Annotated in this window: 15 protein-coding genes; 13 read left to right on the top strand and 2 right to left on the bottom strand. The window is 71.1% G+C overall.

Features of this window, described 5'->3' with window-relative positions:
- Positions 1–15: 15 nt before the first annotated feature.
- Positions 16–867 carry a menaquinone biosynthetic enzyme MqnA/MqnD family protein gene (locus ACTMSW_RS17745; protein ID WP_441181709.1) on the top strand — a complete coding sequence of 284 codons (852 nt, stop codon included), beginning with the start codon at positions 16–18 and terminating at the stop codon, positions 865–867.
- Positions 868–884: 17 nt separating this feature from the next.
- Here ACTMSW_RS17745 and ACTMSW_RS17740 read toward each other — a convergent pair whose 3' ends face one another.
- Both ACTMSW_RS17740 and ACTMSW_RS17735 read right to left on the bottom strand, forming a co-directional pair.
- Positions 885–1,838, bottom strand: coding sequence for a hypothetical protein (locus ACTMSW_RS17740; RefSeq protein WP_441181708.1), 954 nt, complete (start codon positions 1,836–1,838; stop codon positions 885–887).
- Positions 1,838–2,797 (bottom strand): hypothetical protein, encoded by a 960-nt coding sequence (locus tag ACTMSW_RS17735; protein ID WP_441181707.1) that lies wholly within the window; start codon positions 2,795–2,797, stop codon positions 1,838–1,840. The genes ACTMSW_RS17740 and ACTMSW_RS17735 overlap by 1 nt, the downstream gene beginning before the upstream one ends.
- 369 nt (positions 2,798–3,166) lie before the next feature.
- Here ACTMSW_RS17735 and paaA point away from each other — a divergent pair, with 369 nt between their 5' ends.
- The 12 genes from paaA (at position 3,167) to ACTMSW_RS17675 (ending at position 14,570) form a co-directional block, all read left to right on the top strand.
- Positions 3,167–4,246: a 1,2-phenylacetyl-CoA epoxidase subunit PaaA gene (gene paaA, locus ACTMSW_RS17730; RefSeq protein WP_441181706.1), complete on the top strand. Its 1,080-nt coding sequence runs from the start codon at positions 3,167–3,169 to the stop codon at positions 4,244–4,246.
- On the top strand, positions 4,243–4,530 hold the full coding sequence (gene paaB / locus ACTMSW_RS17725) for a 1,2-phenylacetyl-CoA epoxidase subunit PaaB (protein ID WP_441181705.1): 288 nt from the start codon (positions 4,243–4,245) through the stop codon (positions 4,528–4,530). Before paaA ends, paaB begins: the two co-directional genes overlap by 4 nt.
- Positions 4,527–5,252: a 1,2-phenylacetyl-CoA epoxidase subunit PaaC gene (gene paaC / locus ACTMSW_RS17720; protein WP_441181704.1), complete on the top strand. Its 726-nt coding sequence runs from the start codon at positions 4,527–4,529 to the stop codon at positions 5,250–5,252. The genes paaB and paaC overlap by 4 nt, the downstream gene beginning before the upstream one ends.
- Complete coding sequence (gene paaD / locus ACTMSW_RS17715) at positions 5,249–5,725, top strand: 1,2-phenylacetyl-CoA epoxidase subunit PaaD (RefSeq protein WP_441181703.1); 477 nt, start codon at positions 5,249–5,251, stop codon at positions 5,723–5,725. Before paaC ends, paaD begins: the two co-directional genes overlap by 4 nt.
- Positions 5,722–6,831 (top strand): 1,2-phenylacetyl-CoA epoxidase subunit PaaE, encoded by a 1,110-nt coding sequence (gene paaE / locus ACTMSW_RS17710; protein WP_441181702.1) that lies wholly within the window; start codon positions 5,722–5,724, stop codon positions 6,829–6,831. The genes paaD and paaE overlap by 4 nt, the downstream gene beginning before the upstream one ends.
- A 454-nt stretch (positions 6,832–7,285) precedes the next feature.
- Positions 7,286–8,476: a cyclic dehypoxanthinyl futalosine synthase gene (gene mqnC, locus ACTMSW_RS17705; protein WP_441181701.1), complete on the top strand. Its 1,191-nt coding sequence runs from the start codon at positions 7,286–7,288 to the stop codon at positions 8,474–8,476.
- Positions 8,477–8,764: 288 nt separating this feature from the next.
- A complete protein-coding gene (locus ACTMSW_RS17700; RefSeq protein WP_441181700.1) occupies positions 8,765–9,940 on the top strand; it encodes a hypothetical protein in 1,176 nt (391 codons plus the stop codon).
- A gap of 202 nt (positions 9,941–10,142) precedes the next feature.
- Complete coding sequence (locus ACTMSW_RS17695; protein ID WP_441181699.1) at positions 10,143–11,381, top strand: cell wall anchor protein; 1,239 nt, start codon at positions 10,143–10,145, stop codon at positions 11,379–11,381.
- Positions 11,382–11,639: 258 nt separating this feature from the next.
- A complete protein-coding gene (locus ACTMSW_RS17690; protein WP_441181698.1) occupies positions 11,640–12,350 on the top strand; it encodes a demethylmenaquinone methyltransferase in 711 nt (236 codons plus the stop codon).
- 78 nt (positions 12,351–12,428) lie between these two features.
- Complete coding sequence (locus ACTMSW_RS17685; protein WP_441181697.1) at positions 12,429–12,659, top strand: hypothetical protein; 231 nt, start codon at positions 12,429–12,431, stop codon at positions 12,657–12,659.
- Between the two features lie 135 nt (positions 12,660–12,794).
- Positions 12,795–14,069, top strand: coding sequence for a geranylgeranyl reductase family protein (locus ACTMSW_RS17680; RefSeq protein WP_441181696.1), 1,275 nt, complete (start codon positions 12,795–12,797; stop codon positions 14,067–14,069).
- Between the two features lie 135 nt (positions 14,070–14,204).
- Positions 14,205–14,570 (top strand): NADH-quinone oxidoreductase subunit A, encoded by a 366-nt coding sequence (locus tag ACTMSW_RS17675; protein WP_441181695.1) that lies wholly within the window; start codon positions 14,205–14,207, stop codon positions 14,568–14,570.
- The last annotated feature ends 13 nt before the right edge of the window (positions 14,571–14,583 follow it).

The following is a 14,583-nucleotide window of genomic DNA, read 5'->3' as shown; positions in this document are numbered from 1 at the left end:
GGATACCGTCGGGGCATGGCTGAGCGCGTCGCACGCCCCCGGGTCGGACACATCCAGTTCCTGAACTGCCTACCGATCTACTGGGGTCTGATGCGGTCCGGCGCCCTGATCGACGTCGACCTGCACAAGGACTCGCCGGACCGGCTGAGCGCCGCCCTCGTGGCGGGCGACCTGGACATCGGGCCGATCTCCCACGTCGAGTACCTGCGGCACGCCGACGAGCTGCTGCTCCTGCCCGACCTGGCGGTCGGGAGCGACGGCCCGGTGCTGTCCGTCAACGTGGTCTCGACCCGGCCGCTCGACGAACTGGACCACGGCAAGGTCGCGCTCGGCTCGACGTCGCGGACCGGCGTGCTGCTCGCGCAGCTCCTGCTCGCCGAGCGGTACGGGGTGAACCCCGAGTACTTCCGCTGCCCGCCGGACCTCACCCAGATGCTGCTGGAGGCCGACGCCGCGGTGCTGATCGGCGACGTGGCCCTGCGCGCCCACTACGAGGCGCCGCGCCGGGGCCTCCAGGTCACCGACCTCGGGCAGGCGTGGCGGGAGTGGACCGGTCTGCCGATGGTCTTCGCCGTGTGGGCGGTACGCCGCGACTTCGCCGCCGCCCACCCGGGGCTGGTCAAGGAGGTGCACGAGGCGTTCCTGCGCTCCCGGGACCTCTGCCTCGCCGAGCTGGACCAGGTCGCCGAGGGGGCGGCCCGCTGGGAGCCGTTCGACGCGGAGACGCTGGCCTCGTACTTCCGGGTGCTGGACTTCTCCCTCGGCGACCGCCAGGTCGCCGGCCTGCGAGAGTTCGCCCGCCGCGCCGCCGCCATGGGCGCCGCCCCCGACCTTCCGCCCAACGGCCCGGAGTTCTTCGCCGGCTGATCCCCGGCCCGCGCGGCTCAGTTCGCGGTGCGGAGCAGGGCCTCGGTGATCTTCCGGCAGTTGTTCATGCCGTACTCGTAGCCCTTGGTGATCGGGTAGCGGACCATCACGCCCATCGTCCAGGTGTCGCCGATGGCGAGGCAGTTGATGTGGATCTCCTGCTCGCGGGTGCGGTCCACCCAACCGTTCTTGATCGCGATCGTCTTCTGCTCGGCGGCCGGGAACGCCTTGCGGATGCCGAAGTCACCCGTCCCGCGCACCAGCCGCATCTCGTTGAGGAGCCACTTCGTCCACTTGGGGCCGGCGGCCCGCCCGTCGGCGATGCACTGGCCGAGCCGTGCGGTGTCGCGGGGCGACAGGTTCGTACGGCTCCAGCCGCGGTCGCTGGCGACACTGCTGTCGGTCAGCTTGCACAGGGAGAGCAGTCGCGTGATCGAGGCGGAGCGGCCCAGGGAGTTGTAGAACTGCTCGGTCCGGGTGTTGTCGCTGTCCCGGATGATCCTCGTGGCGTCGGCGAGCTTCGCGTCACCGGGCGTCTGCCCGGCGTCGGCGGCCCGGCGCAGGTAGTCGGCGACGATCCAGGACTTGATCAGCGACGCGGTGGTGCTGGTCTCGCCCATGTTGTCCGAGCCGATGATCTCGCCGGTGCGCCGGTCCAGCACGCTCCACGAGTACCAGCCCTCGATGTCGAGGTCGAGGTCCTTCGCCGCGAAGGGCAGGGGTTCGAGCTCGGCCTTCGGCGACGGGCTGGGCGCGGGGGCGGGACGGTCCTTACGGTTGGTGGGGGAATCGGTGGAGCGCTCGGCCGGAGCGGTGGGCTCGCCCCAGCGGGCGGCGGCCGTGGACTCGAACGGGGAGCCGGGCAGCAGGCGCAGGGACACGAGCGCCAGTCCGATGAGGATGGCCACGACCGCGATCAGCTTGCCCGGTGACGTCCCACCGGATGCGGGGGCGGCGCGGCGGCGGGCCATCAGAGCTTCCCGACCGGCTGCTGCGGCACCTTGAGGGCGGCGCCGGGCTGCGGGGTGACCAACTGGCTGGCGACGCTCGCACAGACCTGGGCCCCGTACGTGAGGCCGCTCTTCTGCGGGTAGCGCAGCATCACCGCGAGGCTCCACCGGTCGGTCACCGCCAGGCAGTTGACGTGCCAGTTGCCGTCGTAGCTCAACAGGGTCCAGCCGTTCTTGATGCTGACCGGACCCTGACTGGCGATCGACGCGGGCAGACCGTCGATGATGCCCCAGCGGCCACCGCCAAAGCGCAGCTTCTGGTCCTTCGCGGCGGTGGAGCCCCGCACCTTGCTCATCTCGTCCAGCAGGTAGCCGGTCCACTTCGGGCCGGCGGCCTTGCCGTCGCCGATGCAGTCACCGAGCCGGACCGCGTCGCGGGGGGACATCCGGGTGAAGCTCCACCAGCCGACGTATCCGGGCACGTTGCCCGGCTTGGTGTCCGTCAACCCGCAGGTGCCGATCATCTTCTTGATGGTGGCGGCCTTGCCGACCGCCGCGTAGAGCGCGTTCGCCGCGTCGTCGTTGCTGTCCCGGATGGCGGTGGTGATGTTCTTCTTCATCGCGGCCGGGATCGGCTTGTTGCCCAACTGCCGCAGGTAGTCGGCGGCGAACCAGGACTTGATCATCGACTCGGTGGAGCTGGTCGCGGCGAGGTTCTTCGAGCCGGAGATCTCGCCGGTCGCGCGGTCCATCAGGGCCCAGGAGAAGAACTCGCCCTTGAAGTTCACCGACACCGTTCCGGCCGCCAGGGTCGGCGGCGGTGGCGCCTGGGGCGCGGGCGCCGCGACGCTCTGGGTGCCACCTCCGCTCCCACCGGCGGCACCGTCGGCGGCGAGCCGGGCGTACGCGGCGGGCACCACCAGGGCGCCACCGAGAAGGACCGCCACGACGGCGAGCACCAGGGTCACGCGGGATCGCATGAGTGGGTGAGCTCCAGATGTCAGGGCCGGGGGGACCGGCTTCACGTTGTCCGGACGGATCGGCGGACCGCCGAGAGGCCGGGGGTGGCCTCCGCTGGTGCTGGTGGGGGGCGATCGTCGTGAGCCGAACGGTGTGCCGGGGGAAGTCTACGTCCGGATCGGTGACACGCCAGGATCCGCCACTTGGCAACATGCCATGAACTCAGGACATAGAACCGGTATGCCTTTTCTGAGTGGATTCATCTTTGTGTCGTGACCCAATTCACAGTCCCGGCCGTTACCGAAGGTTGTCGTCCGGTCACCGGTTACGTCTCAGAATTCTGTTACACCCTCTGGTGCGCGGCGCGGAGAGCTGTAACACTTGTCCTCATGTATGGCAACGACTTCGGCGCCGAGGACACTGCCGGCGGCGGCCTTCTCGGCGAGGTCGAGGCGGCGGAGGCGGCATTGCGCGAGGCTGCTGCCCGGGGACGCCGGGCCGGCGCGGCCGGCCCGGACGAGGACCTGGCGGCGTACTTCGCCGAGGTCGTCGACGCCGACCAGAAGATCGAACCGCGCGACTGGATGCCCGAGGGGTACCGGAAGACGCTGATCCGGCAGATCGCCCAGCACGCCCACTCCGAGATCATCGGGATGCAGCCCGAGGGCAACTGGATCAGCCGCGCCCCCTCGCTCAAGCGCAAGGCGATCCTGCTGGCCAAGGTGCAGGACGAGGCGGGCCACGGCCTCTACCTGTACGCGGCGGCGGAGACCCTCGGGATCAGCCGGGACGAGCTGGTCGACATGCTGCTGACCGGGCGGCAGAAGTACAGCTCGATCTTCAACTACCCGACGCTCACCTGGGCCGACGTCGGCGCGATCGGCTGGCTCGTGGACGGCGCGGCGATCGTCAACCAGGTCCCCCTCTGCCGCTGCTCGTACGGGCCGTACGCGCGGGCCATGATCCGGGTCTGCAAGGAGGAGTCGTTCCACCAGCGGCAGGGCTACGAGATCCTGCACACCCTGGCGCACGGCACCCCCGAGCAGAAGGCGATGGCGCAGGACGCGGTGGACCGCTGGTGGTACCCGTCGCTGGCCATGTTCGGGCCGCCGGACACCGACTCCACCCACTCGGCGCAGTCGATGGCCTGGAAGATCAAGCGCTTCTCCAATGACGAGCTGCGCCAGCGCTTCGTGGACATGTGCGTCGGGCAGGCCGAGGTGCTCGGCGTGACTATCCCCGACCCGGACCTGCGCTGGAACGACGAACGCCAGGCGTACGACTACACCCAGCCCGACTACGACGAGCTGATGCGGGTGATCAAGGGCGACGGTCCGTGCAACCGGCAGCGGATGGAACATCGTCGCCGTGCCCACGCCGAGGGCGCCTGGGTCCGGGAGGCCGCCGCGGCGTACGCCGCCAAGCAGTCCGCGCGCGCGGAGCAGGAGAAGGAGAAGGTGGCAGCGTGAGCACCGAGCACACCCCGCTCTGGGAGGTCTTCGTGCGGGCCCGGCGCGGGTTGTCGCACACCCACGTCGGCAGCCTGCACGCACCGGACGCCGAGTTGGCCCTGCGTAACGCCCGTGACCTGTACACCCGCCGGCAGGAGGGTGTCTCGATCTGGGTGGTGCCGGCGGGCGCGATCACCGCGTCGAGCCCGGACGAGAAGGATGCCTTCTTCGACCCGGCCGCCGACAAGGTGTACCGCCACCCCACCTTCTACGAGGTGCCAGAAGGCGTGGCCCACCTGTGAACGGTCCCTTCGACTTCGTCCTCGCGCTCGGCGACGACGCGCTGATCGCGGCGCAGCGGCTCGCCGAGTGGTCGACCCGCGCGCCGGAGATGGAAGAGGACATCGCGCTGTCCAACATCGCCCTCGACCAGCTCGGCGCCGCGCGGTTGCTGCTCACGTACGCGGGGGAGCTGGAGGGCGCCGGCCGGGACGAGGACGCGCTGGCGTTCCTCCGCGACGACCGGGAGTTCCGCAACTGCCTCCTGGTCGAGCTGCCCAACGGTGACTTCGCCGTGACCATGGCGAAGCTGCTGTTCCTGTCGGCGTACCAGCGTTCGCTCTACACGGCGCTGGCCGGGTGCGGCGACGAGCGGCTCGCCGCGATCGGCGCCAAGGCCCGCAAGGAGTCGGCGTACCACCTGGACCACAGCTCGATGTGGGTGAAGCGGCTCGGTGACGGTACCGAGGAGTCGCACCGCCGGATGCAGGCGGCCGTGGACGAGGTCTGGCCGTACACGCACGAGCTGTTCGCGGCGGACCCGGCGGCGCCGGTCGACCCGGCCACCCTGCGGGCCGACGTCGACGCCGTCGTGTCGACGGTGCTCGACGAGGCGACGCTGACCCGACCGGAGACGACCTGGGCGCCGGCGGGCGGGCGGGACGGCGTGCACACCGAGCACCTGTCGTACCTGCTGGCCGAGATGCAGGTGCTGCACCGGGCCCACCCCGGAGCGCGGTGGTGAGTACGCCGAGGGAGGCCGTCGCGGCGGTGGTGGACCCGGAGATCCGGGTGATCACCATCGACGAGCTGGGCATCCTGCGGTCGGTGGACGAGGACCCGGCCACCGGCCGGGTCGTCGTGACCATCACCCCCACCTACACGGGCTGCCCGGCGATGGACGTGATCCGGTCGGACATCCGCCGGGCGCTGGCCGTCGCCGGCCATCCCGACGCCGAGGTCCGCACGGCCTACAGCCCGGCCTGGAGCACCGACTGGATCTCCGAGCGCGGGCGGGCGAAGCTCGCCGCCGCGGGTATCGCCCCGCCGGCTCCGGTCCGGGCCCGCAACGTCGTCCCGTTGACCCTCGCGGTCCGCTGCCCGCGCTGCGGGTCCCCGGAGACCGAGCAGATCAGTCGCTTCGGCTCCACCGCGTGCAAGGCGCTCTGGCGCTGTCGCTCCTGCTCCGAACCCTTCGACCACCTGAAGGCGCTGTGACTGTCACCATCACCCGCCCGGTCCGTCGCCGGCCGGTCTTCCATCCGCTGCACGTCGCCGCCGTCGACCGGCTCACCGCCGACGCCGTGGCGATCACTCTCGCCGTACCCGAGGAGCTGCGGGAGACCTTCGCGTTCTCCGCCGGTCAGCACCTGACCGTCCGGCGTGCCGGTGCCGGCGGGGAGGACGTGCGCCGCTCGTACTCCATCTGCTCCACCCCGGACGAGCTGGCGCGGCACGGCCAGCTGCGGATCGGCGTGCGCGAGATTCCCGGTGGGGCCTTCTCCGCGTTCGCCTGCGGCGCGCTGCGCGGCGGGGACACCGTCGAGGTACTGCCGCCGCTGGGGCACTTCACCACGGCCTTCGCGCCGGGCCGGGTCCGCCACTACGGTGCGGTCGTCGCCGGCTCCGGCATCACGCCGGTGCTGTCGTTGGTCGCGACCGCCCTGGCCATCGAGCCGGCCAGCACGTTCACCCTGGTGTACGGCAACCGCACGGCGAACACCGTGATGTTCGCCGAGGAACTGGCCGACCTGAAGGACCGGTACCCGGCCCGGCTGCACCTGGTGCACGTGCTCTCCCGCGAGCAGGGTGAGTCGCCGCTGCTGTCCGGGCGGGTCGACGCCGAGCGGTTCGGTCGACTGCTGGACACGATCGTGCCCGGCGAGGCCATCGAGGAGTGGTTCCTCTGCGGCCCGTACGGCATGGTGGTGGACGCCCGGGAGGTCCTGACCGCGCGGGGTGTCCCGGAGTCCGCGGTGCGGACCGAGCTGTTCCACGTCGACGCGCCGCCGGAGCCGGTGCGCCGCCCCGGCGACACCCCGGGCGCCGGCGCCGAGGTGACGATCGTGCTGGACGGGCGGTCCTCGACCTTCACGATGGGCCGTGCGGAACGGGTGCTGGACGCGGCGCTGAAGGTGCGCGGCGAGCTGCCGTACGCCTGCAAGGGCGGCGTCTGCTCGACGTGCCGGGCCAAGGTCGTCGACGGCGCGGTGACCATGGCCCGCAACTACGCGCTGGAGCCCGACGAGGTGGCGGCCGGCTACGTGTTGACCTGCCAGTCCAGCCCCACCACGGAGCGGCTGACCGTCGACTACGACGCCTGAGCGCCCGCCGCCCGCCTTCCCGCCGCCCGCCGTCGGCCGCCCGCCACCCGCCACGCGACGTCACGGCGGCGCTTCGGCGGCCCGGTCACGCCGGGTCACGTCCGATCCGTCCCCGGCACAGGGGCCGTTGGCCCCTTTGCTCTGCTGCCCTGTACGCACCACGCCCCTCAGCAGGGCCTTTCCGCCGAGCCGGCGGGAGGCGCCGGCATTGGAGTGACTGCGCAGAGTGACCGGTGCGTATCGGGCAGCAGAGCAAAGGGAGCGGACGGGTCTCCTGCCGGGAGATCCCGGGGTGGGTAGTGAGCCACGGAGAGTGATGGGTGGGTGGGCGGACCGGTGGGCCGCGCGCGTACGCCCTGGGGTCGCGCTCCGGTCGGGCCGGCGGAAGCCGGGGAGGTCACACCCGGGTGGCCGCTGATCGCAGGACGTGGGGCGGCGACGTAGGCTCGGAGGCGTGACGGTGAGCCGGGAGATCGACGACATCCTGCAGCGTGGCGCGGACGGCGGGCGGATCACGCCCGAGGAGGCCCTGCTGCTCTACACCGAGGCGCCCTTCCACGCCCTGGGCGAGGCGGCCGACGCGGTACGCCGGCGGCGCTATCCGGACAACATCGTCACGTACCTGATCGACCGCAACATCAACTACACGAACGTCTGCGTGACGGCGTGCAAGTTCTGTGCCTTCTACCGTGCGCCGAAGCACAAGGAGGGCTGGACCCACCCGACCGAGGAGATCCTGCGTCGCTGCGGCGAGGCGGTGGAGCTGGGCGCGACCCAGGTCATGCTCCAGGGCGGGCACCACCCGGACTACGGCGTCGAGTACTACGAGGAGCTCTTCTCCTCGGTCAAGCAGGCGTACCCGCAGCTGGCCATCCACTCGATCGGCCCGAGCGAGATCCTGCACATGGCCAAGGTCTCCGGCGTGAGCCTGGACGAGGCGATCTCCCGGATCAAGGCGGCCGGCCTGGACTCGATCGCTGGCGCCGGCGCGGAGATGCTCCCGGAGCGCCCCCGAAAGGCCATCGCGCCCCTCAAGGAGTCCGGCGAGCGCTGGCTCGAGGTCATGGAACTGGCCCACCGGCAGGGCGTCGAGTCGACCGCCACGATGATGATGGGCACCGGCGAGACGGCCGCCGAGCGGATCGAGCACCTGCGGATGATCCGCGACGTGCAGGACCGTACGCGCGGCTTCCGCGCCTTCATCCCGTGGACGTACCAGCCGGAGAACAACCACCTCAAGGGCCGCACCCAGGCCACCACCCTGGAGTACCTGCGGCTCGTCGCGGTGGCCCGACTGTTCTTCGAGACCGTGCCGCACCTGCAGGCGTCCTGGCTGACCACCGGCAAGGACGTCGGGCAGCTCGCCCTCCACATGGGGGTGGACGACCTCGGCTCGATCATGCTGGAGGAGAACGTCATCTCCTCCGCGGGCGCGCGGCACCGCTCCAACCTGCACGAGCTGATCGGCATGATCCGCTCGGCGGACCGGATCCCGGCCCAGCGGGACACCCTCTACAACCGCCTGGCGGTGCACCGGACTCCGGCGGACGACCCGACCGACGAGCGGGTCGTGTCGCACTTCTCCTCGATCGCCCTGCCCGGCGGCGGCGCCGGCAAGACCCTGCCGCTCGTCGAGGCACGCTGACCCGTCCACCCGGAACGTCCCACGGTCCATCAACGATCGATCACACTCAGTGATCATTGCTGATGGGCCGTTCGGTCATCCCATGGAGTCCGTACATATCGATCAGGTGAACGTTGTACCGATGTCCGTTGACCACGTGCGATGACAACCCCCATCAATCCGGACAATCCTTAAGTCGTCCTTAGGTCGGCAGGCCGAAACGCCGTGCCACGGGGCTGGCGGCGAAGATCGCGGACCGCTAACGTCCCCGCCCGTACGTTTCCTTTACCCCAACGGGGGGACCTTTTCATGATCTTCCGTAACCGTGCTGCCGCGTACCTGGGCGCCGGCGCCGCCGGTCTGGTCGCCACGGGCGCGTTCGCCGCACCGGCCCTGGCCGCCAACACCGCCGACCTCGCCATCAAGGCGACCGGCACCACGATCGCGGTCGGGGCGCCGGGCAAGCTCGCCAGCGTCTCGCTGCTGAACAAGAGCGCCGTCGACGCCCAGCGCGTGCTGGTCGCACTCAACATCAGCAAGCTGGACACCAAGCTCGTCGACATCGACGAGCGCGGCTGCAACACCCGCGAGGACGGCTGGATCCTCTGCGGCATCGAGGGCGACACCATCGGCGCCGGCGAGGACATCGACTGGGCCTTCCCGCTGACCCGCAAGGGCACCGGGGTCGGCCCGGCCGGTTCCATCGAGGCGCTGATCCTGCACGAGGGCACCGACCCCGACGAGTCCAACAACCTGGTGAGCGTCGACGTCAAGGTCGAGGGCACCGGGCCGGACCTCTCCGTCGTCGCTGACGACGTGCGTAAGGCGGTCAAGGTCGAGGGCGGCACCATCACCCCGGTTGGTGACCTCCAGGCCGGCAACACCGGCCAGCTCATCTACAGCGCGCTCAACCAGGGTGACCAGGCCACCACCGGTCTCCGCATCTCCGTGAAGCTGCCGAAGGGCGCGACCTTCGCGGAGAAGGAGCCGGACTGCACCTACAACGACGCGATGACCGCCCTGACCTGCCAGTACCCGGCCGTTCTGGTCCCGAAGTCGCAGGACAAGGACGGTGACAAGCTCTACGCGGGTGCCCGCTTCTACAACCTGGTCAAGGTCGACGCCGGCGTCAAGCCGAGCAGCCTGACCGGTGGCGAGGTCACCATCGACCCGCTGTGGAAGGAGGGCACCTCGGTCAGCACCACGACCAAGGCGACCACCTCCAACCTGCCGCAGAACGCCGAGGGCGTGTCCGACAAGGACGTGGACGCCAGCGACAACACCGACGACTTCTCCGTGATCGTGGCCGGCAAGGGCGGCTCCGGTGGCGGCGACGGCGGCGGTCTGCCGGTCACCGGCCCGCAGGCCGGCCTGATCGGCGGGATCGGCACCGCGGTGCTGCTCGCCGGTGGTGTGATGTTCGTGGTCGCGCGGCGCCGGCGGGTCGTCCTGGTGACGCCGGGCGACGAGAAGTCGGCGGTCTGACCGCTGTCCTCCATCGACCCGCGAGGGTCGTTCACATAGATGCACGGCAGAACGGGCGGGATGGGTCACCATCCCGCCCGTTCTGTGTCCCGGCCCGTTCGGACAGGCCGGACACACCCCCCGACGCTGGCGTACGGGGATGGGCTTCGATAGCGTCCGCTCGGTTCCGCAACCATCCACACTCCCTAACCCCGGGGGATCGATGACTCTGTTCCACCGCGCGGCCCTGGCACGTGCCGGTGCCGTGGCGCTGCTCGCCGCCGGCGGCCTGACCGCCGTCGCCGTGCCGGCCCACGCCGCCGACCAGGCCGACCTCGCCGTGACCCCGCTCAGCTACGAGCTGGCCAAGGGCGTCGAGGACGCCAAGGCCAAGCCGTTCAAGTTCCAGGTCGACAACACGCGTGGCACTGTCGACGCCAAGGGCGTCCGCGTCACCGTCGAGACGAAGGGCCTCAAGGACCGCAAGGTCGCCGTGGCCGTCCCGGACGGTTGCGAGGTCGCCGGCACCACGTTCAGCTGCCTCCTCGGCGACCTGGCCGCCGGCACCACGGAGGACTTCGGGATCCCGCTGTTCTCCACCGGTGGTCGCGGCGACGCGGGCACCCTCGTCGTCACCGTCACCGCGGCGACCGCCGACCCGAACCCGGACGACAACACCGTCGAGCACGACATCACCGTCGCCAGGCCCGGCTACGACCTCACCTCCTGGGTGCAGGACGTCCAGGGCAACGTGATCGTCAACGGCGCGGTGGCCGACGAGCCGGACCTGCGGCCCGTCCGCCGCGGCGAGACCGTCCCGGTGGACTGGGCGATCTACAACGACGGCAGCCGCAGGGCCACCGGCGTCGCCTACGGAATGGTGCTGCCGGCCGGCGTCACCTTCGCCGAGCTGCCGGAGAGCTGTGTCGAGCAGAAGCTGGGCGGGCTCGCCCAGGCGTACTGCGAGGACCCGGGTGTGGTCGTGAAGCCGGGCGAGTACTACACCGCCGACGTACGGGTGACGATCGGCGAGGACGTCGTCTCGCCGGTGCTGCGGCCCGGCTTCCTCTTCGCGTCCGGCCTGGACGCGGCCGAGGGCCAGCCGGAGGAGCAGCCGGAGGTCGCCAGCACCGCCCAGCGGCGGACCTTCACCGAGGTCGACCCGGTGGACAACTCCGCGCAGTTCGACGTCTTCGTCGACCTGACCGCGCAGCCCACTCCCACGCCGACGCCGAGCGGGCAGCCGACGGCCACGCCGACCGTCCCGCCCACGGCCGCACCCACCACCCCCGGCACCGGCGGTGGCGGCGGAGACGGTGGCCTGCCGGTGACCGGCGTGCAGGTCGGCCTGATCGGCGGCGTCGGTGCCGCCGTGCTGCTGGCCGGTGGCGCGCTCCTGCTGCTGTCCCGGCGCCGGAAGGTCGTCCTGGTCAGCCCCGGCGACGAGAAGCAGGCCGACTGACCGTCGTGACGTCAGCGGGGGTCGGGGTGGCTGTCGGGCCACCCCGGCCCCCGTCGCCGGTCGCACCACTGTGCCCGGCGGCCGACCGTGCCCGGCGGCCGACCGTGCCCGGCGGCCGACCGTGCCCGGCGGCCGACCGTGCCCGCCGGCCGACCGTGCGCGGCGGTCGGCCGGCGTTAAGAAGGGGCCCTTCCTCTACCGGAGACGTTAAGAAGGGGCCCTTCCTTCGGTTTCAGGGGCGGCTGGCAGAGTGGAGGGGTGAGCCGTACCCCGCAGGGCCAGCGCGCCAGCCTGGACAAGCAGCCGCACGAGGTCGCCGCGATGTTCGACGGCGTGGCCGCCCGCTACGACCTGACCAACACCGTCCTGTCGTTCGGGCAGGACCGCGCCTGGCGGCGGGCGACGCGGGCCGCGTTGGACCTGCGGCCGGGGGAGCGGGTGCTGGACGTGGGCGCGGGCACCGGCGTGTCGACCGAGGAGCTGGCGCAGTCCGGGGCGTACGCCGTCGGCGCCGACCTCTCCCTCGGGATGCTGTACGCGGGCAAGCGGACCCGTCCCGGCGTACCGCTGCTGGCCGGCGACGCTCTGCGGCTGCCGTTCGCGGACGGCAGCTTCGACGCGGTCACCATCTCCTTCGCGCTGCGCAACGTCAACGACACCGACGCCGCACTGCGTGAGCTGGCCCGGGTGACCCGGCCGGGCGGCCGGCTGGTGGTGTGCGAGTTCAGCACGCCGGTCAACCCGGCCTTCCGCACCGTGTACCTGTCGTACCTCATGCGCTCGTTGCCGGCGGTCGCCCGCGCGGTGTCCAGCAATCCCGACGCGTACGTCTACCTGGCGGAGTCGATCCGCGCGTGGCCCGACCAGTCGGCGCTGGCGGCGCGGGTCGCCGCCGCCGGCTGGGGCCGGGTGGCGTGGCGCAACCTGACCGGCGGGGTGGTCGCCCTGCACCGGGCGGTCCGGGACTGATCACGGCGGCCACGGGTGCGGTGGCGCATCCGTAGAAATGGACCTCTTTGGTCCAGTTTGTTCCGTAGGCTGCCCTGCATGACGGGACCACACCGGACGGACCCCGCGGCGACGACCGACGACGACGCCGCGGAACTCATCGCGCAGCTCAAGGAGCTGGCCGGTGCCGATCCGGCCGACGTCCGTCAGGTCGTGGCCGAGGTGCTCGCCGCGCTCGACCGCGCGGCCGGCGGGGCCCTCCGCGAGCACCTGCCGGAGACGATCCGGGCGGACGCCGGCCTGGACGCCACCGCACGGGCGGGCGGCTGACCACGACGTGGACGCCGACCGGCCTGTTTCCGGCAAGTTAGGTACCCCTCACCGGGCGGCGGTGTAACGCCGGTCATAGACTCCTCAGCGTCTGGCTTGTGAAGCATTTCACGAGCGTGCGGGAGGAGGCGCGAGATGACCTCGGTGGAGAACGACGCCGACGTGATCGTCGTGGGCGCCGGTCCCGGTGGATCGGCTACCGCGTACCACCTGGCCCGGCACGGCGTGCGGGTGCTGCTGCTGGAGAAGACCGAGTTCCCCCGGGAGAAGGTCTGCGGCGACGGGCTGACCCCGCGCGCGACCCGGCAGCTGATCCGGATGGGTGTCGACACGTCCCCGGAGGCCGGCTGGTTGCAGAACCGCGGCCTGCGGGTCATCGGCGGCGGCATCCGGCTGGAGCTGGACTGGCCCGATCTCGCCAGCTACCCCAACTACGGCCTGGTTCGCACCCGGCTCGACTTCGACGACCTGCTCGCCCAGCGGGCCCTCGCCGCCGGCGCGAAGCTGCGTACCAGCGTGAACGTCGTGGGTCCGGTGCTCGACGCCGACGACCGGGTCATCGGCGTGACCGCCGAGGTCGGCCCCGACAAGGAGCCGGCCACCTTCCACGCCCCGCTGGTCGTCGCGGCGGACGGGGTCTCCGGCCGGTTCCCGCTGGCCCTCGGGCTGGCCAAGCGCGAGGACCGACCGATCGGCGTGGCCGTGCGGCGCTACTACCGCTGCGAGGCCAAGCACGACGACAACTACCTGGAGTCCTGGCTGGAGCTGCGCGGCCGGGACAGCGACGCCCTCCTCCCCGGGTACGGCTGGATCTTCGGCCTCGGGGACGGCCGGGTCAACGTGGGCCTCGGCGTGCTGAACTCGTCGTCGGCCTTCGGCAAGACGAACTACCGGCGACTGCTCACCGACTGGCTGGCCAACACCCCGGCCGAGTGGGGCATGACCGACGAGACGAACGCGGAGGGGCCGATCCTCGGCGCCGCGCTGCCGATGGGCTTCAACCGGGTGCCGCACTACACCCGCGGGGTGATGCTCGTCGGCGACTCCGGCGGCATGGTCAACCCGTTCAACGGCGAGGGCATCGCGTACGCCATGGAGTCCGGTGAGCTGGCCGCGGAGATCGCGGTGCAGGCCCTCGCACGGCCGGCCGGTCCGGAGCGCGAGCGGGCGCTGATGGCGTACCCGACCGAGCTGAAGGCGCGCTTCGGCGGCTACTACCGGCTCGGCGGCATCTTCGTGAAGCTGATCGGCCGTCCCGAGGTGATGCGGATGGCGACCAAGCACGGCATGCCGCACCCGATGCTGATGCGCTTCGTGCTCAAGCTGCTGGCCAACCTGACCGACCCGCGCGGCGGGGACGCGATGGACCGGGTCATCAACGCGATGACGAAGGTGGCACCAGCGGTATAGACGACCTGCTCAGGGTCGCTTCCGACCCCGGGCACGGTACAAAGATCGACCCCCGCTGACGGTCGTCACGAGGGACGTGAATAGTGTGATTTTCGTCAAGCACCAGGGGCAGGGAAGGACGAGCAGGAGAAAACGATGTCGCTCTCGCCTTACGCACCGATCATCGGGCTGTTCGCCCTCGCCGCGGGGTTCGCGCTGTTCTCCGTGGCCGCCGCCCGCCTCACCGGCCCCCGGCGCTACAACAAGGCCAAACTCGAGGCATACGAGTGCGGCATCGAGCCCAGCCCGCAGCCCGTCGGCGGCGGCCGGTTCCCGGTCAAGTTCTACCTGACGGCGATGCTCTTCATCGTCTTCGACATCGAGATCATCTTCCTCTACCCCTGGGCGGTCTCGTTCGACGCCCTGCCGATCTTCGGCTTCGTGGAGATGGTCCTGTTCATCGTCGCGGTCTTCGTCGCATACGCCTACGTCTGGCGGCGCGGCGGCCTGGACTGGGACTGAGGGAGGAACCTCA

The sequence above is a fragment of the Micromonospora sp. BQ11 genome, from assembly GCF_052068135.1.
In the GTDB taxonomy this organism is placed as follows: domain Bacteria; phylum Actinomycetota; class Actinomycetes; order Mycobacteriales; family Micromonosporaceae; genus Micromonospora.
The sequence above is the reverse complement of the archived record's forward strand: the minus strand, read 5'-3'. Positions and strand labels throughout refer to the sequence as shown.